This window comes from Acidovorax sp. GBBC 1281 (assembly GCF_028473645.1).
In the GTDB taxonomy this organism is placed as follows: Bacteria; Pseudomonadota; Gammaproteobacteria; order Burkholderiales; family Burkholderiaceae_C; genus Paracidovorax.
The window spans coordinates 1,067,992-1,092,835 of sequence record NZ_CP097269.1 but is presented as its reverse complement, the minus strand read 5'-3'; the positions used below and the strand labels follow the sequence as shown (position 1 = coordinate 1,092,835).

General features: G+C 65.0%; 20 protein-coding genes. 4 read left to right on the top strand and 16 right to left on the bottom strand.

Annotated features, from left to right (window positions below; translation table 11 throughout):
* Window positions 1-12: 12 nt before the first annotated feature.
* The 13 genes from M5C96_RS04905 to M5C96_RS04845 form a co-directional block, all read right to left on the bottom strand.
* Window positions 13-4,767: a glutamate synthase-related protein gene (locus tag M5C96_RS04905; protein ID WP_272567569.1), complete on the bottom strand. Its 4,755-nt coding sequence runs from the start codon at window positions 4,765-4,767 to the stop codon at window positions 13-15.
* A 180-nt stretch (window positions 4,768-4,947) separates the two neighbouring features.
* Window positions 4,948-5,652: a transposase gene (locus M5C96_RS04900; protein WP_272567568.1), complete on the bottom strand. Its 705-nt coding sequence runs from the start codon at window positions 5,650-5,652 to the stop codon at window positions 4,948-4,950.
* Window positions 5,653-5,791: 139 nt separating this feature from the next.
* A complete protein-coding gene (locus M5C96_RS04895) occupies window positions 5,792-6,745 on the bottom strand; it encodes a class I SAM-dependent methyltransferase (protein WP_272567567.1) in 954 nt (317 codons plus the stop codon).
* Window positions 6,742-7,377 (bottom strand): DUF1415 domain-containing protein, encoded by a 636-nt coding sequence (locus M5C96_RS04890; protein WP_272567565.1) that lies wholly within the window; start codon window positions 7,375-7,377, stop codon window positions 6,742-6,744. Before M5C96_RS04890 ends, M5C96_RS04895 begins: the two co-directional genes overlap by 4 nt.
* Before the next feature lie 108 nt (window positions 7,378-7,485).
* Complete coding sequence (locus M5C96_RS04885; protein ID WP_272567564.1) at window positions 7,486-8,655, bottom strand: deoxyguanosinetriphosphate triphosphohydrolase; 1,170 nt, start codon at window positions 8,653-8,655, stop codon at window positions 7,486-7,488.
* A gap of 57 nt (window positions 8,656-8,712) precedes the next feature.
* A complete protein-coding gene (aroB, locus tag M5C96_RS04880) occupies window positions 8,713-9,876 on the bottom strand; it encodes a 3-dehydroquinate synthase (protein WP_272567562.1) in 1,164 nt (387 codons plus the stop codon).
* A 242-nt stretch (window positions 9,877-10,118) separates the two neighbouring features.
* The gene (locus tag M5C96_RS04875; RefSeq protein WP_272567560.1) at window positions 10,119-10,664 is read right to left on the bottom strand and encodes a shikimate kinase; all 546 of its coding nucleotides are present in this window, start codon (window positions 10,662-10,664) and stop codon (window positions 10,119-10,121) included.
* Window positions 10,646-12,487, bottom strand: a complete 1,842-nt coding sequence (locus M5C96_RS04870) for a beta strand repeat-containing protein (RefSeq protein WP_272567559.1) — start codon at window positions 12,485-12,487, stop codon at window positions 10,646-10,648. The genes M5C96_RS04875 and M5C96_RS04870 overlap by 19 nt, the downstream gene beginning before the upstream one ends.
* A 13-nt stretch (window positions 12,488-12,500) precedes the next feature.
* Window positions 12,501-14,642 (bottom strand): type IV pilus secretin PilQ, encoded by a 2,142-nt coding sequence (gene pilQ, locus M5C96_RS04865; protein ID WP_272567558.1) that lies wholly within the window; start codon window positions 14,640-14,642, stop codon window positions 12,501-12,503.
* Entirely contained in the window at window positions 14,639-15,178 is a 540-nt protein-coding gene (locus M5C96_RS04860) for a pilus assembly protein PilP (protein WP_272567557.1), read from the bottom strand. The genes pilQ and M5C96_RS04860 overlap by 4 nt, the downstream gene beginning before the upstream one ends.
* Window positions 15,175-15,849, bottom strand: coding sequence for a type 4a pilus biogenesis protein PilO (locus tag M5C96_RS04855; RefSeq protein ID WP_272567555.1), 675 nt, complete (start codon window positions 15,847-15,849; stop codon window positions 15,175-15,177). The genes M5C96_RS04860 and M5C96_RS04855 overlap by 4 nt, the downstream gene beginning before the upstream one ends.
* Before the next feature lie 2 nt (window positions 15,850-15,851).
* Window positions 15,852-16,478: a PilN domain-containing protein gene (locus tag M5C96_RS04850; RefSeq protein WP_272567554.1), complete on the bottom strand. Its 627-nt coding sequence runs from the start codon at window positions 16,476-16,478 to the stop codon at window positions 15,852-15,854.
* Window positions 16,475-17,554 (bottom strand): pilus assembly protein PilM, encoded by a 1,080-nt coding sequence (locus M5C96_RS04845; protein WP_272567553.1) that lies wholly within the window; start codon window positions 17,552-17,554, stop codon window positions 16,475-16,477. The genes M5C96_RS04850 and M5C96_RS04845 overlap by 4 nt, the downstream gene beginning before the upstream one ends.
* A gap of 261 nt (window positions 17,555-17,815) precedes the next feature.
* On the opposite strand from M5C96_RS04845, the gene M5C96_RS04840 reads away from it, so the two are divergent.
* Window positions 17,816-20,203, top strand: coding sequence for a penicillin-binding protein 1A (locus M5C96_RS04840; protein ID WP_272567552.1), 2,388 nt, complete (start codon window positions 17,816-17,818; stop codon window positions 20,201-20,203).
* An 89-nt stretch (window positions 20,204-20,292) separates the two neighbouring features.
* Here M5C96_RS04840 and cyaY read toward each other — a convergent pair whose 3' ends face one another.
* On the bottom strand, window positions 20,293-20,622 hold the full coding sequence (gene cyaY, locus M5C96_RS04835) for an iron donor protein CyaY (protein ID WP_272567550.1): 330 nt from the start codon (window positions 20,620-20,622) through the stop codon (window positions 20,293-20,295).
* A 12-nt stretch (window positions 20,623-20,634) separates the two neighbouring features.
* Here cyaY and lptM point away from each other — a divergent pair, with 12 nt between their 5' ends.
* From lptM to M5C96_RS04820, 3 genes are all read left to right on the top strand, one after another.
* Complete coding sequence (gene lptM, locus M5C96_RS04830; protein WP_272567549.1) at window positions 20,635-20,859, top strand: LPS translocon maturation chaperone LptM; 225 nt, start codon at window positions 20,635-20,637, stop codon at window positions 20,857-20,859.
* The gene (gene lysA / locus M5C96_RS04825; RefSeq protein ID WP_272567547.1) at window positions 20,856-22,139 is read left to right on the top strand and encodes a diaminopimelate decarboxylase; all 1,284 of its coding nucleotides are present in this window, start codon (window positions 20,856-20,858) and stop codon (window positions 22,137-22,139) included. Before lptM ends, lysA begins: the two co-directional genes overlap by 4 nt.
* 79 nt (window positions 22,140-22,218) lie before the next feature.
* A complete protein-coding gene (locus tag M5C96_RS04820; RefSeq protein ID WP_272567546.1) occupies window positions 22,219-23,061 on the top strand; it encodes an MBL fold metallo-hydrolase in 843 nt (280 codons plus the stop codon).
* A 57-nt stretch (window positions 23,062-23,118) separates the two neighbouring features.
* On the opposite strand, the gene M5C96_RS04815 is transcribed toward M5C96_RS04820, so the two are convergent.
* Window positions 23,119-23,739, bottom strand: a complete 621-nt coding sequence (locus M5C96_RS04815; RefSeq protein WP_272567545.1) for a sulfite oxidase heme-binding subunit YedZ — start codon at window positions 23,737-23,739, stop codon at window positions 23,119-23,121.
* Between the two features lie 50 nt (window positions 23,740-23,789).
* Window positions 23,790-24,785 carry a protein-methionine-sulfoxide reductase catalytic subunit MsrP gene (msrP, locus tag M5C96_RS04810; RefSeq protein WP_272567544.1) on the bottom strand — a complete coding sequence of 332 codons (996 nt, stop codon included), beginning with the start codon at window positions 24,783-24,785 and terminating at the stop codon, window positions 23,790-23,792.
* Between the last annotated feature and the right edge of the window lie 59 nt (window positions 24,786-24,844).

The following is a 24,844-nucleotide window of genomic DNA, read 5'->3' as shown; positions in this document are numbered from 1 at the left end:
ATCGGGCGGGCCTTACTTGGCGGGCACCGTTTCCTTCGCAGGATGGGCGACCGCGGGGGTCGCGGGCTCCTCCAGCACCTTGCGTTCATGGATTTCGGACAGCGCGCGCTTGTATTCGGTCGGGAACACCTTCACGAACTTGGCGCGCGAAGCCGCCCAGTTGTCCAGCAGTTCGCGCGCACGCTTGCTGCCGGTCCAGCGGTTGTGGTCTTCCAGCATCTTCTTGAGCTGGGCTTCGTCGGTCTGATCGCGGTGCCAGATGCCGCGCGAGATGCTGGCGGTCTGCTCGTCGCCGGGCAGGATGCGCTCCAGCGTCACCATGGACAGGTTGCAGCGGGTGTCGAACAGGCCGTCCTCGTCGTACACGTAGGCCACCCCGCCGCTCATGCCGGCCGCGAAGTTGCGGCCCGTCTTGCCGAGCACCACCACGGTGCCGCCCGTCATGTATTCGCAGCCATGGTCTCCGGTGCCCTCCACCACGGTGGACGCACCGGACAGGCGCACCGCGAAGCGTTCGCCCGCCACGCCGCCGAAGAACGACTCGCCGCTGGTGGCGCCGTACATCACCGTGTTGCCCACGATGGTGTTGCGCGTGGTGTCGCCGCGGAAGTCGATCGACGGACGCACGATGACGCGGCCGCCCGACAGGCCCTTGCCGGTGTAGTCGTTGGCATCGCCGATCAGGTACAGCGTGATGCCGCGCGTGAGGAACGCGCCGAACGACTGCCCGCCCGTGCCTTCCAGCTGGATGCGGATGGTGTCGTCCGGCAGTCCTTCAGGGTGGGCGCGCGTGACGGCGCCCGAGAGCATGGCACCCACCGAGCGGTTCACGTTGCGCGCCACTTCGATGAACTGCACGCGCTCGCCCTTTTCGATGGCGGGCTGGCTGCGCTCGATGAGCTTGCGGTCCAGGGTCTTCTCGATGTTGTGGTCCTGCACGTCGACATGAAAGCGCGGCACGTCGGCCGGCACGTTCGGCTGGGCGAACAGGCGGCCGAAATCGAGGCCGCGCGCCTTCCAGTGGGCGATGCCGGCACGCATGTCGAGCAGGTCGGTGCGGCCGATGAGGTCGTCGAACTTGCGGATGCCCAACTGGGCCATGATCTGGCGCACTTCTTCTGCGATGAAGAAGAAGTAGTTCACCACGTGCTCGGGCTTGCCCGAGAACTTCTTGCGCAGCTCGGGGTCCTGCGTGGCCACGCCCACGGGGCAGGTGTTCAGGTGGCACTTGCGCATCATGATGCAGCCCTCGACCACCAGCGGCGCGGTGGCGAAGCCGAACTCGTCGGCCCCCAGCAGCGCGCCGATGGCGACGTCGCGGCCAGTCTTCATCTGGCCGTCGGCCTGCACGCGAACACGGCCGCGCAGGCGGTTGAGCACCAGGGTCTGCTGGGTTTCGGCCAGGCCGATCTCCCACGGGCCGCCCGCGTGCTTGATGGACGACCAGGGCGATGCGCCCGTGCCGCCGTCGTGGCCGGCGATCACCAGGTGGTCGCTCTTGCACTTGGTCACGCCCGCGGCGATGGTGCCCACGCCCACTTCGGACACCAGCTTGGTGCTGATGCTGGCGTGCGGCGCCACGTTCTTCAGGTCGTGGATGAGCTGGGCCAGGTCTTCGATCGAATAGATGTCGTGGTGCGGCGGGGGCGAGATCAGGCCCACGCCGGGCACGCTGTGGCGCAGCTTGCCGATGTAGTTGGTGACCTTGCCGCCGGGCAGCTGGCCGCCCTCTCCGGGCTTGGCGCCCTGGGCCATCTTGATCTGGATCTGGTCGGCCGACGACAGGTATTCGGCCGTGACGCCGAAGCGGCCCGACGCCACCTGCTTGATGCGGCTACGCAGCGAGTCGCCGTCCTGCAGCGTCAGGTCGACCTCGACGTTCTCGGCGCCGATCACGCTCTTGAGCGTGTCGCCCTGCTTGATCGGAATGCCCTTCAGTTCCTGGCGGTAGCGCGCGGCATCCTCGCCGCCCTCGCCCGTGTTGCTTTTGCCGCCGATGCGGTTCATGGCCACGGCCAGCGTGGCGTGCGCCTCGGTGGAGATCGATCCCAGCGACATGGCGCCAGTGGCGAAGCGCTTGACGATCTCCTTGGCCGATTCGACCTCGTCCACGGCAATGGCCTTGGTCGGGTCGAACTTGAATTCGAACAGGCCGCGCAGGGTCATGTGGCGGCGGCTCTGGTCGTTGATGAGCTGGGCGTATTCCTTGTACGTGTTCCAGTTGTTGGCCCGCGTGGAATGCTGCAGCTTGGCAATCGCATCCGGGCTCCACATGTGCTCCTCGCCGCGTGCGCGCCAGGCGTATTCGCCGCCCGCATCCAGCATGGTTTCCAGCACCGGGTCATCGCCGAACGCGGCCTTGTGCATGCGGATGGCTTCCTCGGCGATCTCGAACACGCCGATGCCTTCCACGCGGCTGGCGGTGCCGGTGAAGTACTTCACGATGGTGTCGGTGTTCAGGCCGATGGCCTCGAACAGTTGCGCACCGCAGTAGCTCATGTAGGTGGACACGCCCATCTTGGACATGATCTTCGACAGGCCCTTGCCGATGGCCTTCACGTAGTTGTAGATGGCTTTCTCGGGCGACAGATCGCCCGGCATGCCGGCGTGCATCTCGGCCAGGGTTTCCATGGCGAGGTAGGGGTGCACGGCCTCGGCGCCGTAGCCGGCCAGCACGGCGAAGTGGTGCACCTCGCGCGCCGTGCCGGTCTCCACCACCAGGCCGGCCGTGGTGCGCAGCCCTTCGCGCACCAGGTGCTGGTGGATGGCCGACAGCGCCAGCAGCGCGGGGATGGCCACCTGCGTGGCGTTCACGGCGCGGTCGCTGATGATGAGGATGTTGGCGCCGCCCTTGATGGCATCGACCGCCTGCGCGCACAGCGAAGCCAGCTTGGCCTCCACGCCCTCGCGGCCCCAGTCCAGCGGGTAGGTGATGTCGATGGTCGCGCTCTTGAACTTGCCCTGCGTGTGCTTTTCGATGGCATGCAGCTTGGCCATGCCGGCGAAGTCCAGGATGGGCTGGCTCACTTCGAGCCGCATCGGCGGGTTGACCTGGTTGATGTCCAGCAGGTTGGGCTTGGGGCCGATGAAGCTGTTGAGCGACATCACGATGGCCTCGCGGATCGGGTCGATCGGCGGGTTCGTCACCTGGGCGAAGAGCTGCTTGAAGTAGTTGTACAGCGGCTTGTTCTTGCCCGACAGCACGGCCAGCGGGCTGTCGTTGCCCATGGAGCCGATGCCCTCTTCGCCGTTCTTGGCCATGGGCGCCATCAGGAACTTGATGTCTTCCTGCGTGTAACCGAAGGCCTGCTGGCGGTCGAGCAGCGGCAGCTCGGCCGGCAGCGGACCAGCCGGCGCCTCGCCGCCCACGCTGTCGAGCTTGATGCGCAGGTTCTCGATCCACTGCTTGTAGGGCTTGGTGTTGACGACGTTGGCCTTGAGTTCCTCGTCGTCGATCATGCGGCCCTGCTCCAGATCGATCAGGAACATCTTGCCCGGCTGCAGGCGCCACTTGCGCACGATCTTGTTCTCGGGGATCGGCAGCACGCCGGACTCGGAGGCCATCACGACCAGGTCGTCGTCGGTGATGCAGTAGCGCGAGGGGCGCAGGCCGTTGCGGTCCAGCGTGGCGCCGATCTGGCGGCCGTCGGTGAACACGATGGAGGCGGGGCCATCCCACGGCTCCATCATCGCGGCGTGGTATTCGTAGAACGCGCGGCGGCGCTCGTCCATGGTGGTGTGCTGCTCCCACGGCTCGGGGATCATCATCATCACGGCCTGGCTGATGGGGTAGCCGGCCATGGTCAGCAGTTCGAGGCAGTTGTCGAACGTGGCGGTGTCGGACTGGTCGGCGAAGCTGATGGGGTAGAGCTTCTTGAGGTCGGCCGCGAGCACGGGCGAGGCCATCACGCCCTCGCGCGCCTTCATCCAGTTGTAGTTGCCCTTGACGGTGTTGATCTCGCCGTTGTGCGCCACGTAGCGGTACGGGTGGGCCAGCGGCCATTCGGGGAAGGTGTTGGTGGAAAAACGCTGGTGCACCAGGCCCACGGCCGAGACGCAGCGCTCGTCCTGCAGGTCCAGGTAATAAGTGCCCACCTGGTCGGCCAGCAGCAGGCCCTTGTAGACCACCGTGCGGCTGGACATGCTGGGCACGTAATACTCTTTGCTGTGCTTGAGCTTGAGGTTCTGGATGGCGGCGCTGGCCGTCTTGCGGATCACGTACAGCTTGCGCTCCAGCGCGTCCTGCACGATCACGTCGTTGCCGCGGCCGATGAAGACCTGGCGAAGGATGGGCTCCTTCTTGCGCACGGTGGGCGACATCGGCATGTCGCGGTTGACCGGCACGTCGCGCCAGCCCAGCAGCACCTGGCCCTCGGCCTTGATGGCGCGCTCCATCTCCTGCTCGCAGGCCAGGCGCGAAGCGTGCTCCTTGGGCAGGAAGATCATGCCGACGCCGTATTCGCCGGAGGGCGGCAGCACCACGCCGGTGGAGCCGTCGGGGGCCGTGCCGGCCCGGGCCATCTCTTCGCGGTAGAGCGTGTCGGGGATCTGGATCAGGATGCCCGCGCCGTCGCCCATGAGCTTGTCGGCGCCCACGGCGCCGCGGTGGTCGATGTTTTCGAGGATCTTGAGCGCCTGCGTCACGATGTCGTGGCGCTTCACCCCCTTGATGTGGGCCACGAAGCCCAGGCCGCACGCGTCGTGCTCTTGGATGGATGAATAGAGACCGTGCTCTTGCAGGTATTGGATCTCGGCAGCCGTCGTCATGGCGCTCTCCTCGGAAATGGGTCGCAGGGAGCGCAAGATTAGTGCATCGCAGCAAGGTCGGGCAAGCACTTTAAATGGGGTCAGATTCACAATATCAATGAGAATAGATCGCATTTATTTTTATTGGGGACACATCAAATTCAGGAGCAGTGAAGCTTGCTGCCATGTGGCCTGAAGGAATTATTCGGGAACGGGCTTCGGCACGGCAGGCGGGCGGCCGGCCTTGCCCTTGATCACCCGCCGCTCCGTCTGCTGTTGCAACGCCTGCACGAACGCGGCGTCTCCCAAAGCCCAGCCGGTGAGTGCGGAATCGGTCAGCGCCTGCTGATGCAGCCGGCCGACGCCCGCCTGCACCAGCGCGGCGTAGGCCGCCTCGCGGGCGAAGGGCGTGTTGCCCAGCGCCCAGAACAACGCATGCGGCGTGATGAGCCGGTCGTTGCGCAGGCCCAGGCAATGGGCGTGGCTGGACCAGGGGTAGTCCACCGCCTGCGCGGTGGCGCCGGAGCGCACCGGGTTCAAATCCATGTAGGCCATGCACGCGAGCAGGTAGCGCTCGGGCTGCAGCACGGTGGAGCGGTAGCGCCCCTCCCACAGCGTGCCGGTGCGCGCGTGGCGGTTGTTGAAATAGCGCACGTAGCTGCGCCCCACGGCCTGCATCATCAGCGGCAGCCCGTCGGCCGTCTGGGGAGTGGCCAGCAGGTGGAAGTGGTTGCCCATGAGCACGTAGGCATGGACGGCTACGCCGCAGCGGCGAGCCTGCTCGGTCAGCAGGGCCAGCATGGTTTCGTGGTCCTGCCGGTCGGCGAAGATGGCCTGGCGGTTGTTGCCACGCTGGATCACGTGGTGCGGGTAGCCGGCAAGGGTCAGGCGGGGCAGTCGGGCCATGGGGTCGCGCGAAGTGGAGCCAAGCGCCATGGTAGGGGGAATCCGTCCCCGATTCCGCATGTGCCGCCCGGTCGGCGCGATTGCTACTATTTTTATAGCAATGAAGGCAAGCAAAACCCCGGCATGCGGCCAAAAACCCTCAAACCGTTGCCGGAACCGCCCCGGGCGCCGTGTCCGCCTCTGGTGGCAGGCCGAACCGCGCCGCCAAAGTCTGCTCCAGCCCGAACTCCGCCAAAATCGCCCGCAGCCGCTCGGCCGCGCTGCGCTTTTTCTGGCCGGTGTAGCGGGCCACGATCAGCTCGTTCTTCATGCTGTGCTCCCAGCCCACCAGCTCGGTCACCGTCACCTGGTAGCCGCTGGCTTCCAGGTGCAGGCAGCGCAGCACATTGGTGATCTGGCTGCCCATTTCGCGCGTGTGCAGCGGGTGGCGCCACAGTTCGGCCAGTGGCGTGCGCGACAGCTGCAGCGCCTTGCCCTGGCGCAGACACGCGGCCACCTCGGCCTGGCAGCAGGGCACCAGCACCATCGCGCGCGCCTGCTTGGCCAGCCCGAAGGCGATGGCGTCGTCGGTGGCCGTGTCGCAGGCGTGCAGGGCCGTCACCACGTCGATGCGCTGCGGTAGCGCCGCGGCATCGGTGGATTCGGCCACCGACAGGTTCAGAAACGACATGCGCTCGAATGCCAGCCGCTGGGCCAGGGCGCGCGAGTGCTCCACCAGCTCGGCCCGCGTCTCGATGCCGTAGATGTGCCCTCGCCCCAGGGCTTTGAAGAACAGGTCGTAAAGGATGAAGCCGAGATACGACTTGCCCGCCCCGTGGTCCGCCAGCGTGGCCGCGTGGCCTTCCTGCGACAGCTCCTGCAGCAGCGGTTCGATGAACTGGAACAGGTGGTACACCTGCTTGAGCTTGCGCCGCGAATCCTGGTTGAGCCGCCCTTCCCGCGTGAGTATGTGCAGCGCCTTGAGCAGTTCGATGGACTGGCCCGGCCGCAGCTCCTGCAGCACCTGGTCTTCAGGCGAGGGCTTCGGCGCGGCCCGCCCCGCCGATGACGAAGAAGCGCCACCCTGCCCGGCCGCAGCTTTGGCGCGCTTCATGCGCCCTCCCCTGTGCCGGCAGCGCCTGCCGGCGTGGCACGCCCGGCCACCGGGCAGCGCGGGCCGACGTCCAGTGCCTTCCAGCCTTCGGCGCCCAGTTCTTCCAGCACTTCGATGTTGCGCTCGAAGATCGCCTCGGCCTCGGGGAAGGCCTCCACCGCACGGTCGATGCTGTCCTCGCGCAGCAGGTGCAGCGTTGGATAGGGCGCGCGGTTGGTGCTGTTGGTGACGTCGTCCACGTCGGTGCCGTCGAACTGGAACTGCGGGTGGAACGAGGCCACCTGCAGGATGCCGCCCAGGTCCATGGCCTCGACCAGATCGTCGGCCAGCGCGAGGAAGTCGTTGAAGTCCAGGAAATCCTCCATGCAGCCCGGCGCCATGAGCAAGGTGGTGTCGCGGCGCTCGGCGGAGATTTCGGCCAGCGCTTCCAGCTCGCGCTGCAGGTCTTCCAGCAGGCCGCGGCCATCGGTCGCCTCGCTCACCACGTAGTGGATCTGCGCCTTCACATGCACCGCCTTGGCGAAGGGGCACAGGTTCAGGCCGATCACCGCGCGCTCCAGCCAGCGCACCATGTCCTCTTTCACGGTGTCGTGCGGAAAGGCGTGCGGGGCGGCGGCGGGCAATTCGGTCATGGGGGCTTTCTTCGGGGGCGCCCATTTTATCGGCCGGGCGCGGGTGGGCGTTGCGGTGGGGCCGTGCCACCAGACCGCGGCAGCGGGCAGCCCGCGCCGCCGGACCGATCAGGACAACAGCCGCTGCCCGGTGAGCCGCTCGTGCTCACGCACCGCGAAGCGGTCCGTCATGCCGGCGATGAAGTCCGCCACCGTGCGCATCCGCTGCACCTCGTCGCCGGCCGCGGCAAGCGCCGCGAAGCGCGGCTTCATCGCCTCGGGCGAGTCCGTGTAGGCCGCGAACAGATCGCGCACCACCTGCTGGGCCCGTCCGGTGGTTTCCATCACCTGAGGGTGGCGGTACAGGTTCTGGAACAAAAAGCGCTTCAGCCCCTGCGACTGCGCGCGCATCTCGGCGCTGAACGCCACCAAAGGCGGTGCTCGGCGCACATCGTCCACCCGCGCCGGCGCGGACTGGGCGATGGCCGCGTTGGTCGCATCGATCACGTCATACACCTGCGCGCTGAGCATGCGCCGGATCGCTTCGTTCAGAAGCCGTCGCTGGCCCGCCGGCGCCGCCAGGTGCGGGTGGTCGCGCTCGGCCTCGGCGCGGTAGCGCTCGAACAGCGGCACCTCGCTCAGTTGCGCCAGCGTGATGAGGCCGGAGCGCACGCCGTCGTCGATGTCGTGGGCGTTGTAGGCGATCTCGTCGGCCAGGTTGCACAGTTGCGCCTCCAGGCTGGGCTGCCCGCGCTGCAGGAAGCGCTGGCCGATGCCGCCGGGCTCCAGCGCCTCCATGCGCTCGGCGTTGGCGCGCGAGCAGTGCTTGAGGATGCCCTCCCGCGTTTCGAACGTGAGGTTCAGGCCGTTGTAATCGGGATAGCACTCTTCCAGTTCGTCCACCACGCGCAGGCTCTGCAGGTTGTGCTCGAAGCCGCCGTGCGCGGCCATGCATTCATGCAGGGCATCCTGTCCGGCATGGCCGAACGGGGTATGGCCCAGGTCGTGTGCCAGCGAGATGGCCTCTACCAGGTCCTCGTTGATGCGCAGCGAGCGGGCGATCGAACGGCCCAGTTGCGCCACTTCGAGCGAGTGCGTCAAGCGCGTGCGGAACAGGTCGCCCTCGTGGTTCAGGAACACCTGCGTCTTGTAGACCAGCCGGCGAAAGGCGGTGGAATGCACGATGCGGTCGCGGTCGCGCTGGTACTCCGAGCGCGTGGGCGCCGCCGACTGAGGATGGCGGCGCCCCCGGGTATCGGCCGGGTCGCAGGCGTACGGCGCCAATCCAGGGGGCTGCATCAAAAGGGCTTTCACCGCTCGCTTGGCTTCAATTTCATGCTATTCAAACAATAGCCATCAGGCACAGCAGGCGTCAATGACCTCGCGCACCAGCGCATCCGGCGCGGCACGCACCGCCGCACGCCCGGGGCCGTCGATCACCACGAAGCGGATCTCGCCCCCTTCGGATTTCTTGTCCACCCGCATCAGTTCCAGATAGCGGCCCGCGTTGTCCGCCGCATCGATCACCGGACCGCGCACGGGCAACCCGGCACGCTCGATCAGCTGGCGCAGTCGCTGCACGAAGGCCGCATCCACCAGCCCCAGCCGGCACGACAGCTCGGCCGCCATCACCATGCCCGCTGCCACGCCTTCGCCATGCAGCCAGACGCCGTAGCCCATGCCCGCCTCGATGGCATGGCCGAACGTATGGCCGAAGTTGAGAATGGCGCGCAGGCCAGCCTCGCGCTCGTCCTGGCCCACCACGAAGGCCTTGATCTCGCAACTGCGCCGCACGGCGTGGGCCAGCGCGGCATGGTCGCCGGCGCGCAGGGCATCCATCGCGGTCTCGAGCCAGTCGAGGAACGCCATGTCGGCGATCGGTCCGTATTTGAGGACTTCCGCCAGCCCCGCGCTCAGCTCGCGGGGCGGCAGGGTGTCGAGCGTGGCCAGATCGCACACCACCAACTGCGGCTGGTAGAAGGCGCCGATCATGTTCTTGCCCAGCGGGTGGTTGATGGCGGTCTTGCCCCCCACCGACGAATCGACCTGCGCCAGCAGCGTGGTGGGCGCCTGCACGAACGGCACCCCGCGCATGTAGCTGGCCGCGGCGAACCCGGTCATGTCGCCCACCACGCCGCCGCCCAGGGCGAACAGCACGGTCTTGCGGTCGCAGCCGTTGCCCAGCAGCGCATCGAAGACGAGGTTCAGCGTCTGCCAGGTCTTGTGTTCTTCGCCATCGGGCAGGACGACCTGCAGCACCCGTGGGTAGCGCGCCGTCAGCGCAGCCTCAAGCCGCTGCGCATAGAGCGGTGCCACGGTCGAATTGGTGACGATCAGGGCCGACGCGGCGGCCGGCAAGGCCTGGTAGGTGGCCGGGTCGTCCAGCAACGATTCGCCGATGAGGATGGGGTAGCTGCGATCGCCCAGGGCGATGTCCACCTGCGCGGGGCGATCGCCCGGCAACGCGTCGGCGGATGGGTGGGCGGCGCGGGAAAGAGAAGCCTGGGGGGCCAGAGGCATGTCGTGATCCATGGTCGAGAGTCTAGCGGGCCGCCGGGCTCCCATGCGGACGGATCTCTGCACGCACAGGTCCGATCCGTACCGTGCTGCCAGGCATGCGGACATTCGAGGAGAGATGGGTGAGCGGCTCGCTGTACCAGCGCTGCCAGGGGCCAGCGGACGGATCGCAGCGTTGCCGAAAAGAAGCACCGCACCGGTGATGACCGGCACGACAGTGAGCAAGCGTGGAAGCAGCGCCGCCGTCAGCCGACGGAGGCCAGTTCCAGTTGCATCGCGATGTGATTCACCAACGCAGCGACGGTCTTGCCCCGCCCCGTGGACACCACGTAGTGGGCCGTGGCCCGGTACAGCGCATCCCGCTGCTGGTGCAGATCCTTCAACCGGCCCAGCGGGTCCGCTCCCTGCAGCAGGGGACGAGAGGTGTCGTGCCGCACATGGCGAACGATGTCTTCGGGCGATGCGTCGAGATAGACCACCTTGCCATGCGCCCTCAGGCGGTCGCGGTTGGGCGCACGCAACACGGCGCCGCCGCCTGTGGCCAGCACATGTGCCGGGCCCGCGCCTCGGCCCACGGTCAGCTCATCGATCACCTGCTCTTCGATGTCGCGAAAGGCGGCTTCCCCTTCACGATCGAAAAAACCACGGATCGAGCAGCCGATGCGCTGCTCGATCACGTGGTCCGAATCGATGAAGGGAATCCCCAGCCGCCGGGCGAGTTGACGCCCGACGGTGGATTTCCCGGAGCCTGGTAGGCCGATGAGGTGGAGACTCAGTTGGGGTTGCTGCAACTGGTTGCTCTTCCGAAGGGGCTCACAACGGAAGCCGGCGGACTCGTTTTGTCCGTCAAGTCAGACACTGCGGCCCCTGCCACGAATGCAAAGAAGGAGCTGGATTCCGTCCCGGACACGATAGCCTTAGCAGCCAGTTCGAAATTCACCCAAAAGGCGTACTGCTGTCCGTAGGTCAACGTGAACTCGGCAGAGCCGGCCGCATCGGTCGTCACCGATGCAGGTGCAATCACTCCAGGCAAACCTGGCGTGAGTTGGCCATTGCCATTGGTATCTTCGCCCGCATCCAGAATACCGTTGCGATTCGCGTCTTCGTTAAGACAAGAAATTACAGTGCCTGCTTGGTTGTAGCCCCAAGCAGAGGCCGCATCGTTAAAGACCAAAGGCGAGCCTTTGAGATAGTTAGGAACCCAATAGGAAAGCGTCAGATTTTGATTCGCCACGGGTGCGCCGTTGGCATCGTTCACTTGAGCAGAGAACGTCTTGCGGTACGTCGTGTTCAGCTTTTCAACCGTGTTGTTGGCTGCGATCGTGATGAAGAGCGCCTGGCTGCTGATCGTGAGCGAAGACGTGGCCGTCACATTGGTGTTCGCGACCGTTGCACGAATCTGCACGCCGTTGGCGGCCGTGGACGTGGCGCCGGAGATGAAGACGTCCGTCGCCAAGCCGTTGGCATCCGTGACGGCGGAGCCCGTCTTGATGCTGCCACCGCTCAGGTCCTGCACTGCCGTGAAGAAAACGGTCTTGCCCTTGACGGCGTTGCCGGCGGCATCACGCACCGTGGCGCGCAACTGGACCTGATTGGCTGAGCTGCCTGCCACGTTCGGGGGCAAAGCGGCGGAAGACGTCTGCAGCACCAGCGAGGCTGGCGTCGAAGCGATGAAATTCAGCGGCAGCGTGGTCACGGCACCGTTGTCCACCACCGCGCTGATCGTCGCCACGCCCACGGATGCGGCCGAAGCCTGCGTAGACGCAATGCCATTGGCATCGGTCGTCGCCTGGCTGGGAGACACCGAGCCGCGGGTGGTGCTGAACGAGATGACCTTGCCCGCCACACCAGCGCCGCCGGATGCGTAGCGCACGGAGACCGTCCGCGCCGTATTGACCTCGACTTCGGTGTTGGCCGTGGGCGCCGAGAACGCGAAATCCACGCTGGTGACGTTGATGGAAATCTGCGTCTGTGCACCGGCGCTCTGGATGGTCACGGTGTCCGTACCGCTGCGCGTTGCCGCGTAAGCGAACGTCACGGCGCCATTGGCGTCCGTCGAAGTGCTGGCCATGGTGATGGCATTGCCCAGGGACGACGTGACGGCCACCGTGCTGGCGGCAATGGCCGCACCGCCGCTGTCCTTCACGCTCACCGCGAAATTGGTCGTGGCGCCGGTCAGGAGCGACGACGAACCCGATGCGGTCAACGTGGTACCCGTCACCGGAATGGTGATGGATTTCGTGATCGATCCCGACTTCACCGTGACGGCGATGTTGCGGTTGGAACGGTCCGTGCCGGCGGTCAGCACCGCCGTCGCCTTGCCGTCTGCAGCCGTGGTGCCCACGATGCTTGCGAGCGTGCCGCTGGATGCCGTGAACGACACCGCCTGTGCGGACAGCGCGTTGTTGGCGGCGTCCTTCACCACGGCGGTCAACGTCAGGCCGGTCTTGTCGGCCGACGCCAGGCCCGTGGCAGACGTCAAGATTTCCACAGAGGCTGCCGTGCTGACCGGAGTCGTTCCTCCGGGCGTGGTGCCAGCGCTCCCCCCGCCGCCACCGCAAGCGACCAGAGTGGCAGCCAGCGATAGGGCAATGATTTTGATGAATGACTTCATTATTTACCTATAGTTAACGAACTGGTCCGCGATCGGAAATGACCTTGGGTGTGATGAATACCAGCATTTCCCGCTTCGTGGATTCTTTGGTCCGGCTCTTGAAGAGGTTGCCCACCACCGGCACATCGCCCAGCACGGGAATTTTATTTTCCTGGTTGGTTTCTTCCATCTCGAAAATACCCCCGATCACCACGGTCCCGCCATTTTCGATCAACACCTGGGTCTTGATATGCTTGGTGTCGATGGCCACGCCCTGCGTCGTGCTCTCGCCACGGCTGTCCTTGTTGACATCCAAATCAAGAATGATGTTGCCCTCCGGGGTGATCTGCGGCGTCACTTCCAGCTTCAGCACCGCCTTCTTGAAGGCGATGGTGGTGGCGCCGTTGGGAGCCGTGACGGAGTAAGGGTACTCCGTGCCCTGCTCGATCAAGGCCTTCGTCTGGTCTGCCGTGATCAAACGCGGGCTGGACACGATCTTGCCTTGGCCGTCGGCCTCCATCGCCGACAGCTCAAGGGTCAGGAAACGGTTGGCCGCCGAATTGAAGATGGACAGGGCAAACGAGCCCACCGCACTCGTCGTGGACAGCTGGGCCGGCAGATTGACGAACGTGCCTCCAGGATCGGTGGCCGAGGAACTGGCGCCGCTCGTGGACACGGCGTTGCTGTAGCTCGTGCCGAAGGCGACACGGTTGTTGCCACCGATGCCGTAGCCACCGTCGCCGCCGCGGCTGGCCCTCAGGTCAGATGCACCCAGCTTGACGCCGAGCGATCGGCCGAAGGTGTCGCGCGCTTCCACAATTCGCGCTTCGATCATGACCTGGCGCACCGCCACATCAAGCGTCGACAGCAGTTGCCGCACCTCTTCCAGCTTGCTCGGCGTGTCCGTCACGAAAAGCTGATTGGTCCGAGGCTCGGAGATCGCACTGCCCCGCTCGGAAAGAAAGCGCGTGGACGTGCCGCTGGTACCGCCGCTGTTCGTGCTGGTCGCCAGTTGGGTCACCATGTCGGCCGCCTTGGCATAGTTCAGCTGGAAGGCTTGTGTGCGCAGCGGCTCGAGCTTCTGGATCGCGAGCGCCGCCTCGTAGTCCTTCTTGGTGCGGGCGTCGATTTCGTCCTTGGGCGCGATCCAGAGCACCGTGCCGGACTTGCGCATGCCGAGACCTTTGGCGTCCATGATGATCTGCAGGGCCTGATCCCATGGCACGTCCTTCAGACGCAGCGTGAGCGCGCCGGTGACGGTGTCGGAGGTGACGATATTGAAGTTCGTGAAGTCCGCAATCACCTGCAGCAATGAACGCACTTCGATGTTCTGGAAATTGAGCGACAGCTTTTCGCCGCTGAACCCGGGGCCCTGCGTCAGCTTGCTCAGGTCCACCTTCTTCTGGCGGATTTCCACCACGAACTGGTTGTCGCTCTGGTATGCGCTGTGCTCCCACTCGCCGATGGGATCGATGGTCATCCGAACGCGCTCACCTTGCTGCGATGTCGTGACGATCTGCACCGGGGTGCCGAAGTCCGTCACATCCAGGCGGCGGCGCAAACCTTCCGGCAGCGACGATTTCAGGAATTCGACCACCAGGCCCTTGCCTTGCTGACGCAGATCCACGCCGACCTGGTTGTTGGCCAGGCCCACGATCACGCGGCCCGCCCCGTCGCTGCCGCGGCGGAAGTCGAGGTCACGCAGCGGCAGGACATCGCTGTTGCGGTCTTCCGCGAAAACCGCCACCGGCGCCGGCTGCGCCGCCGCCGTGTTCGACACGGGCTCCAGCGCCACCATCAAGGACTTGCCCTGGATTTCGGCACGGTACGACGTGGGTTGCTTGAGGTTCAGAACGACGCGGGACCGGTCGCCTGCCTGCACGATGTTCACGGACTTCAGATTGCCCTGGTTGACTTCCACCAGCGACTTGCCCGTCGCATTGGTCGTCGCCGGAAAATCAAGCGCGATCCTGGCCGGGGCCTGAATGGCAAAACCGGTCGGCAGGGTGGAAAGGGGTTGCGACAAATCGATGCGCACCAATTCGGTACCGCCCTGCATGACCCCTTGGACGGCCTCGATGGCGGTCTGAGCATAGGCCCAGGTGCTGCCCAGCGATGCCACAGCAGCCAACAACAACGCCCGATAGCGTGTACCAAAACTGTTTTTCTGAATCATTTCTTCCCCTCTTGGAGATCGAGCGTGGTCTGACGCTCTATCCAGTCACCCGTTGCATCCTGAACGATTTCCCGCAGCTGAATGGCTGTTTCAGTGATTTGGGTAATCCTTCCATAATTCTGTCCAAGATAATTACCAACTCGAACCTGGTACAACAAGTTATCCACCTTGAGCAAGGCCGTCGGCGTGCCGGTTTTATTCAAACTGCCGACCATGGACATGGTATCCAGGGGATAAGCTTCCAAAGGCTCCTTGCGTCGCGCCATTTCTGGGGCAATCAAGGTGGCGTTGGCCGCCAATTGGGTCGAGTCACGCCTCAGGGCCTGCGTCAATTTGATGGAATTGAAGGGGTCCGTTGCTCCATCCGCCTGATAGTTTTGCGGCTGGAATTGCTTGGGTTCGGTGAGGGGGGTAATGCGCGGCTTGGTATTGGCACGCAAATCCGTCATCCACTGGCGAAGCTCGTCCTGTCCCGAAGATTCGCAACCCATCAACGCCGCGCAGACTGCCAGCAAAGCGATGTGCCACATTCTCATTTCTTCGCTCCACCCGCCGCCTGGCGCTGCGCCTGAATTTCTTCAGGGTCCAGATAGCGGAACGTTCTTGCCGTGGCTTCCATCGTGAGGCTGCCGCCATCCTTGCCCGAGGGAAGGATGGAAATATTATTCAGCGTCACGATCCGGGAAAGATTGGCAATATCAGCGGCAAATGCGCCGATATCGTGATATCGGCCGGTCACCTTGATGGAAATCGGCAGCTCCGCATAATAATCCCGCACCACGATCTGGCCCGGCTTAAACGACTCAAACTGCAAACTGCGGCCCAGGCCTGCCTGATTGATATCGGACAAAAGAGCCGCCATTTCCGCCTTGCTCGGCAACTGCTTTTCCAGCTGGATCACATACTGCTGAACCTGCTCGCGCTGCTTCTTGAGCGCGTCGAGGCTCACAGCCTTCACGAGCTTCTTTTCATAATCGGCGCGCAAGGTGAGTTCCTTGGCCTGCTCCGCCTCCAACTCCGCCTCGTACTCATTCAGCTTGAAGAACCAAAGGAAGGTGGCAATGCCTGCCGCGATGGCCATGCAAAGCAGGATCCTTGGCAGCACAGGCCACAGAGAAGGATCCTTGGGATCAAGGTTGCGAAACTGCCGCTGCAAGCTGGATTGCAGCGCCACAAAATCCACGGAAGACGCTTTTTTCGTTGCCATGTTCACTTTCCAACCGCTTTGGGTGCAGTGGCAGGGACGCTCGCGGCGTCCATGGCTTTTTGCGCCTCGCTGGTGCGCATCAGCCGGAACCGTAGGTTGAAGGAGGCCACGCGGCGCTGCTCCCTCGGGTTCAGCGCGATGTTGGCCGCAACGATCTCTACCAATTCGGGCTTGGAGAACCACGGTGTGTTGTCCGCTAGATTGCGCAGCATCTCCGACACACGCTCGTTCGATTGCGCCATCCCCTGCATCGTGATCACCTGGTCGACTTGCTTGAGATTGGTAACGTAAACCCCATCTGGCAGCTGTTGAACCAGTTCATTGAGCAAGTGCACCGGCAGATTGCGATCCGACTGCAGGTCCTCCACAGCCTTCTGGCGCGCGCTAAGGGCCGCGATTTCTTCTTCGATGGTCGCGATTTCCTTGATCTGGCCTTCCAGAACCTTGATCTCGCTTTGCAGGAACGTGTTCTTGTCCTGCTGGGCGGTGATGACCATCTGGTACCACCAATAGATACCGCCAGCGATGGCGAGCCCCACCAGAAAGGACGCGAACATCGTTGCCTGGAACGATTCCTTGCGGCGTTTTCGGGCCGCCTCGCGATGGGGAAGCAGGTTGATGAGAATCACTGCAGAAACCTCCGCATGGCCAGACCACATGACGTGAGGTAGGAAGGCGCCTCGCGCACCATCTTCTTCAATCGCACGGCGCTTCCGATTTCCATGCCGTCGAACGGATTGATGGCGGTGCAGGCGCAGCCTGAATGCTGGGTCACGGCCTCGGTCAAGCCTGGCAGCGGCGCTGAGCCACCCGCGAGCATGATGTGATCGACCCGGTTGTAGGGCGTGCTGGTGAAGAAAAACTGCAGGGCACGGCCGATTTCCTGTGCCATGCTTTCCACGAAGGGACGCAGCACAGCCGACTGGTAGTCTTCCGGCAGATCGCCGCTGCGCTTCTTGCCTTCGGCCTCTTCCAGCGAGAACCCGTATTGCCGCACGATCAGCTGCGTCAGCTGCGCGCCGCCGAAGGCCTGGTCGCGGTCGTACAGCACTTCGTCGTTGCGAAGCACCTGCATGCTGGTGGTCAAGGCGCCGACCTCGAACAGCGCGACCAAGGCATCGTTGCCATGGTTGGGCAGCGCTTCGATCAGACGCCCCGCAGCCAGCCGGGAGGCATGTGATTCGATGTCGACGATCACGGGCTTGAGGCCCGCCGCTTCGGCCAGGCCCTGGCGGTCCTGCACCTTTTCGCGGCGCGACGCCGCGATCAGCACATCGACATCGCCGGGCGAGCTCTTGCTCGGGCCGACCACGCAGAAGTCCAGGCTCACTTCGTCGAGCGAGAACGGGATGTACTGGTTGGCTTCGGATTCCACCTGCACTTCCAGCTCCTGCTCGGACATGCCGCCGGGCAAGGTGATGCGCTTGGTGATGACGGCCGATGGCGGCAAGGCCAACGCCACGTTTTTCGTGCGGGTGCCGCTCTTTTTGACCAGCCGGCGCAGGGCCTCAGCGACCTCATCGAATTTTTCGATGTTGCCGTCGGTGATCCAACCGCGCTCCAACTGCTCGATCGCACATCGCTCCAGTACCAGCCCTCCCGCCTTGTCGCGCCCCAACTCCACCAGCTTGACGCTTGAGGAACTGATGTCGATACCCAGCAGTGGCGCGGACTGGCGACTGAACAAAGACCCCAAAGAGATCAAGATTAGCCCCCGTAACTTGCCAATTTGACGCAACAAAACTTAACACTTCACATGAATGCTATCAGTAAGGTTGCAGGCCAGCCAAGAGTTTTACGGCGCTGTTACGGGGCGAACGTTGTCAAAAGCACACGCTCATTTGCCGCCTCTTCCGATACCGATATTCATGCGCCTGTGGTATAGGTGCGCCACCCTCGCGAGCGATATGGCAGACGGCCGAGGCCCATATTTTTATAATGGCCGGTTGCTCTCTCCTGGAACGCTATGCCGTCATCACCTACCGACAAGACCCCCAACCCGAATCCGCCGAAACGGCCGGCATGGTGGCGCTGGATCGTCCGCAGCGCAGCGTGGTTGCTGGGACTGGCGGCAGCCGGCGCCGTGGGCGTGGCGCTCACGATCGCCGTCGCGCTGGCGGTGGCCTATCCCAATCTGCCGGACATTTCGGACTTGGCGGACTATCGGCCCAAGCTGCCGATGCGGGTGTACTCGGTCGAAGGCGCATTGCTGGGCGAGTTCGGTGAGGAACGGCGCAACCTCACCCCCATCCAGGACATCCCCAAGGTCATGACCAATGCGGTGCTGGCGATCGAAGACGCGCGCTTCTTCCAGCACGGCGGCGTGGACTACAAGGGCGTGGTGCGCGCAGCGCTGGCCAACCTGGGCCGCGTGAAGAGCCAGGGCGCCTCGACGATCACGATGCAGGTGGCCCGAAACGTTTATTTGTCGTCCGAAAAAACATTTACCCGGAAAATTTACGAAATATTACTAACCTTCAAATTGGAGCACCTGCTGACCAAGAACCAGATTCTCGAGATCTACATGAATCAGATTTATCTCGGAAACAGGGCATACGGTTTTGCGGCGGCTTCGGAGGCTTATTTCGGCAAGCCGCTGCAGAGCATTTCCATCGCGGAGGCGGCCATGCTGGCCGGGCTGCCCAAGGCCCCTTCGGCCTACAACCCCATCAGCAACCCCAAGCGCGCCCGCATCCGCCAGCTGTACATCATCGACCGCATGCAGGAGAACGGCTTCATCACCGCGCAGGAGGCCGCCGCCGCCAAGGAAGAGGACCTGAAGATCCGCTCCGGCCCGGATTCCACCCGCATCCACGCCGAGTACGTGGCCGAAATGGCCCGCCAGCTCATCTTCGCCCAGTACGGCAACGAGGCCTATACCCGCGGCCTGAACGTCTACACGACCCTCAATGCCGGTGACCAGGAAGCGGCCTATGTCGCCCTGCGCAAGGGCATCATGGATTACGAACGCCGCCAGCATTACCGCGGGCCCGAGAAGTTCGTGGCCCTGCCCACCAACGCCCAGGAAGCCGAGGACGTGATCGACGACACGCTCGCCCTGCATCCCGACAACGGCGACGTGATGTCGGCGGTGGTGCTGGAGGCCACGCCCAAGAAGATCGTGGCAGCGCGCGCCAGCGGGGAGCCGATCGAGATCACCGGCGACGGCCTGAAACCGGCCCAATCGGGCCTGAGCGACAAGGCGCCGCCGAATGTCAAGATTCGCCGCGGCGCCGTGATCCGCGTGATCCAGACCCCCAAGAAGACCTGGGACATCACCCAGCTGCCGGAAGTCGAGGGCGCCCTGGTGGCGGTCGATCCGCGCACCGGCGCCATCAAGGCTCTGGTGGGCGGCTTCGATTTCGACAAGAACAAGTTCAACCATGTGACGCAGGCATGGCGCCAGCCAGGGTCGAGCTTCAAGCCGTTCATCTACTCGGCCGCGCTGGAAAAAGGCTTCACGCCGGCCACCGTGGTGAACGATGCCCCGCTGTTCTTCAGCGCCGGCGTCACGGGCGGCCAGCCCTGGGAACCCAAGAACTACGACGGCAAGTACGACGGCCCGATGACCCTGCGCACCGCGCTGGCGCGCTCGAAGAATGTGGTGTCCATCCGCGTCCTGCAGGCGGTCGGCCCCAAGAACGGGCAGGAGTGGGTGTCCAAGTTCGGCTTCGACGCCGAAAAGCACCCGCCCTACCTGACCATGGCGCTGGGCGCAGGGTCGGTCACGCCCATGCAGATGGTGTCGGCCTATTCGGTGTTCGCCAACGGCGGCTACCGCGTGAACCCCTACCTGATCAGCCGCGTCACCGACCACAAGGGCCGCATCCTGTCGGACTTCCAGCCGCCGGCCACCTCCGACAACCCCCGTGCGATCGATGCGCGCAACGCCTTCGTGATGGACAGCTTGCTGCAGGAAGTCACCCGCTCCGGCACGGCGGCGCGCGCGCAGGCCACGCTCAAGCGCCCCGACCTGTACGGCAAGACCGGTACAACCAACGATGCCGTCGATGCCTGGTTCGCCGGTTTTCAGCCCACGGTGGCCGCGGTGACCTGGATCGGCTACGACACGCCCCGCAACCTGGGCAGCCGCGAAACCGGCGGCGGGCTGAGCCTGCCGATCTGGATCAGCTTCATGGAGCGCGCGCTCAAGGGCGTCCCGGTGGCCGAACCCACCGTGCCGCCCGGCGTGGTGAACGTGGGTGGAGAATGGTTCTATGAGGAGTTCGCCCGCAACGCCGGGGTTGCCAGCGTGGGCATGGAAGACGCCTCCGCCGCCGTGCCCGGATCGCCGCCGCAGACGCCCCCGCCGACCGAGGAGCGCAACCGGATCCTGGATCTGTTCCGCAATTGACCCCATGGACCGCCGGCACGCGGTCCCCTCAAAGAAAAGCCCTTGCGCGGCCATCGCGCAAGGGCTTTTTTGTTACAGACCGAAGGCGCTCAGGGCGCGAAAGACAACGCCAGTCCCGACTGCTCGCTGGCGCTGCGGTCCAGGGCTTCGAAGAACTCGCCCGCCCCCTTGGTGTCCATCCAGCGCTGGCCGTCGAACCGGTAGTGGTAGCCGCCGGACTGCGCAGCCAGCCAGATTTCGTGCAGCGGCTTTTGCAGGTTGATGACGATCTGGCTGCCGTTCTGGAACGCGATGGTCACCATGCCTCCGGAGCGTTGTGCGTCCAGGTCGGCGTCGGAGGTGTCGTTGATGCGATCGCAGCCTTGCTCGACAGCGAGCAGGAGCTTTTCCGCGTGGTCCAGGAATTCGAGGTCAGTCATTAGAATCGGCGGATGTTGAGAGCATCGCAAATTCTAGTCAGGACGCTTGCCCTTGCTGCGAGTGCGGCGGCCCTGTCGGGCTGCGGCCAGCGCGGCCCGCTGTACCTGCCCACCGACCCCGCTGCCAGCCAGCGGGCCACCCTGCCCCAGACGCTGGACCCGATGCGCGACACGCCCACGCCGGCGCCGATCGTCCCCACCGCCCCCTCCCGTTCCGCTTCCTCCCCGACCCCATGACCTTGCCTGCCCTGCCCGGCCATCCCCACATCGCCTACCGTGGCGACGCGCTGTTCATCGAACAACTCCCCCTGGCCGACCTGGCGCGGCAGCACGGCACGCCGCTGTACGTCTATTCGCAAGCGTCCATGCTGGACGCGCTGGCCGCCTACCAGCGCGGCTTTGCCGGCCGCCAGGTGCAGATCTGCTACGCCATGAAGGCGAACTCGTCGCTGGCCGTGCTGCAGCTGTTCGCACGCCAGGGCTGCGGTTTCGACATCGTGTCCGGCGGCGAGCTGGAACGCGTGCTGGCCGCCGGCGGCGATCCGCGCAAGATCATTTTCTCGGGCGTCGGCAAGACGCGGGCCGAGATGCGGCAGGCCCTGCAGGCCGGCATCGGCTGCTTCAACGTCGAGAGCGAGTCCGAACTGGACGTGCTGAGCGAGGTGGCCGTGGCCTTCGGCACGAAGGCGCCGATCAGCATCCGCGTCAATCCCAACGTGGACCCGAAGACGCACCCCTACATTTCCACCGGACTCAAGGGCAACAAGTTCGGCGTGGCGCACGAGCGCATCGTCGCGGCCTACCGGCACGCCGCGTCGCTGCCGGGGCTACAGGTGGCCGGCATCGACTTCCACATCGGCTCGCAGATCACCGACGAGACACCCTACCTCGACGCCACCGATCGACTGCTCGACCTGATCCAGGATATTGAGGCCGCAGGCATTCCGATCCACCACATCGACTTCGGCGGTGGCCTGGGCATCGACTACAACGGCGACACGCCACCGGCCGCCGATGCGCTGTGGGCCAAGCTCCTGGCCAAGCTGGATGCGCGCGGCTTCGGCGACCGCCATTTCATGATCGAGCCCGGCCGCTCGCTGGTGGGCAATGCCGGGGTGTGCGTGACCGAGGTGCTATATGTGAAGCCCGGCGAGCAGAAGAACTTCTGCATCGTCGATGCGGCCATGAACGACCTGCCGCGCCCCGCGATGTACCAGGCGTTCCACGCCATCGTGCCGGTGCAGGCGGCCGCGGCCGGCGCAGCGGCCGGGGTGTACGACGTGGTGGGCCCGGTCTGCGAGAGCGGCGACTGGATCGGCCGCGACCGCACGCTGGCGGTGCAGCCGGGCGACCACCTGGCCGTGCTGTCGGCCGGCGCGTACTGCAGCTCGATGGGCAGCAACTACAACACGCGCGCCCGCCCGGCCGAAGTGCTGGTGGATGGCACGCAGGCCCACCTGATCCGCGCGCGCGAATCGGCGGCCGACACCTTCCGCCACGAAAAACTGGTGGGCTGACTGGCCATCGCTTGATTCGCATCAAGCCCTGGGCACGGGGGGCGGCCTACATTGGCATTTTTCAAGAATGCTGCATGCCATGGCCCTGGAACCGCTGGAACTGTACCGAGACAAGCACCACGCCTGCCTGATGTTCTCCGACCTCATCGAGGAGGACGGGCAGGCCGTTCAGGCCAATCAATTCCTGATCGTGGACGGCGACACGGGCGCCATCATCGACCCGGGCGGCAACCTCGCCTTCAACGAGCTGTTCATGGGAATGTCCAAGCATTTCCCGCCGCATAAGCTGTCGTACCTGATCGCCTCGCATGCCGACCCGGACATCATCGCCTCGCTCGACCGCTGGATGACCAGCACCAAGGCCACGCTGGTGATCTCGCGCGTGTGGGAGCGCTTCGCACCGCATTTCACCAAGGTCGGCAAGACGGAGAACCGGGTGATCGGCGTGCCGGACGGCGGCGGCCACCTGCCGCTGGGGCGGCACGAGCTGGTGCTGCTGCCGGCGCACTTCATGCATTCCGAGGGCAACTTCCACTTCTACGACCCGGTCAGCCGCATCCTCTTCACGGGAGACCTGGGCGTGTCGATGACCTCGGGCACCGAGGCGCGCGAGCCCGTGACCGATCTGGCGCCGCACATTCCGCGCATGGAAGGGTTCCACCGCCGCTACATGGTGTCCAACAAGATCCTGCGGCTGTGGGTGCGCATGGTGCGGCAGATGGACATCGCCATGCTGGTGCCCCAGCACGGCGCGCCGATCATGGGGCCGAAGGCCATCGGCGATTTCTTCGACTGGATCGAGAACCTGATGTGCGGCATCGACCTGTTCGACGACCGGGCCTACCAGTTCCCCACGGCCTTCATCGACCCGGCCACCCGGCAGGTGCGGCCGGCCCTGCACGCCGTGCAGGGGCGATCCTAGCCAAAAGGGCCTCCAGCACAATCAGTACTAGGGCATATTGCTATTCTTTTAATAGCATCATGCCGTACGGGCGGCCACCGGGCGCCGGGCGTAGCGCTTCCACACGCGCCAGCCCAGCAGCGCGCCGAGGATGGCCGCGTACACCGCCACCTCGGCGAAGTTGTTCTTGCCCGCGCGCATCCAGAAAAAGTGCAGCAGCGCCAAACCTGCGACCGCGTAGACGATCCGGTGCAGAGCCTGCCAGCGCTTGGCGCCCAGCCAGCGGATGGCGCGGTTGAACGACGTGGCCGCCAGCAGCGTGAGCAGCACGATGGCCAGCGTGCCCACCAGAATGAAGGGCCGCTTGCCGATGTCGTACACGATCTCCGGCCAGTCGAAGCCCATGTCCAGCCAGGCGTAGGCCATGAGGTGCAGCACCGCATAGAAATACACGAACAGCCCCAGCATGCGCCGAAAGCGTGCCAGGGCCGGCGTGCCCGTGATGACGCGCAGCGGCGTCACCGCCAGCGCCAGGCACAGGGCCCGCAGCGTCCAGTCGCCACTGGACCGGATCAGCGTCTCGGCCGGGTTGGGGCCGAGCCGGTCGGTGGCGGCGCCGAACACCAGCCACGCCAGCGGCAGCAGGCACAGGGCGAACACCACCGGCTTGGCGGCGGGATGCATCAGCAGTTTTTTCATGGCGGCAGCCCTCGAAGGCGCTGGAGGCGGGATGTCGGACGCGGAGCGGGTCAGTAGAACTTCTTCAGGTCCATGCCGGCGTACAGCGAGGCCACCTGGGCCTCGTAGCCGTTGAACATCAGCGTCTTGCGCTTCTTGGCGAACAGGCCATCCTCGCCGATGCGCCGCTCGGTGGCCTGGCTCCAGCGCGGGTGGTCCACGTTCGGGTTCACGTTGGAATAAAAGCCGTATTCCTGCTTGGCGGCCTTGTTCCAGGCCGTGCCCGGCTCCTTGTCGGTCAGGCGGATCTTGACGATGCTCTTGGCGCTCTTGAAGCCGTACTTCCAGGGCACCACCAGCCGCACCGGCGCGCCGTTCTGGTTGGGCAGCACCTCGCCGTACATGCCGAAGGTGAGCAGGGTGAGCGGGTGCATGGCCTCGTCCATGCGCAGCCCCTCGGTGTAGGGCCAGTCGAGCACGGCGGAGCCGACGAAGGGCATGGTTTTCTTGTCGGCCAGCGTGACGAACTCCACGTACTTGGCGCTGCCCTGCGGCTCCACGCGCTTGAGCAGCTCGGCCAGCGAGTAGCCGACCCACGGAATCACCATGGACCAGCCCTCGACGCAGCGCAGGCGATAGATGCGCTCTTCCTGGGCGCTGAGCTTGATGAGGTCCTCGATGCCGAACTTGCCCGGCTTGTTGACCAGCCCCTCCACCTCAACCGTCCAGGGCGTGGTCTTCAGGGTGTGGGCGTTGCGGGCCGGGTCGGCCTTGTCCACGCCGAACTCGTAGTAGTTGTTGTAGGTGCTGGCGTCCTTGTAGTCGGTCACCTTTTCCATGGTGTTGGCGCCCGCCACCGCCGATTTGCCGCCGGCCAGGGCCGCCAGCTTGCCCGGGCGCGCGGCCTGGGCGCCGGCATCGCGCGCGGCCCAGGTGGCCAGGGCCGCCCCGGCAGCGCCGCCGGCCATGAGCTTGATGAGGTCTCGCCGGCCTTCGTAGACGGCGCGGGGGGTGATTTCGCTGCTGGCGGCGTGGATGAAGCCGTTGTCTCTGCGGGGAATCGGCATGGGGAATCCTTGTGGTTCGGGGGGACGATGCCGGTTATACGCGCACCGGCCCCGAAAGG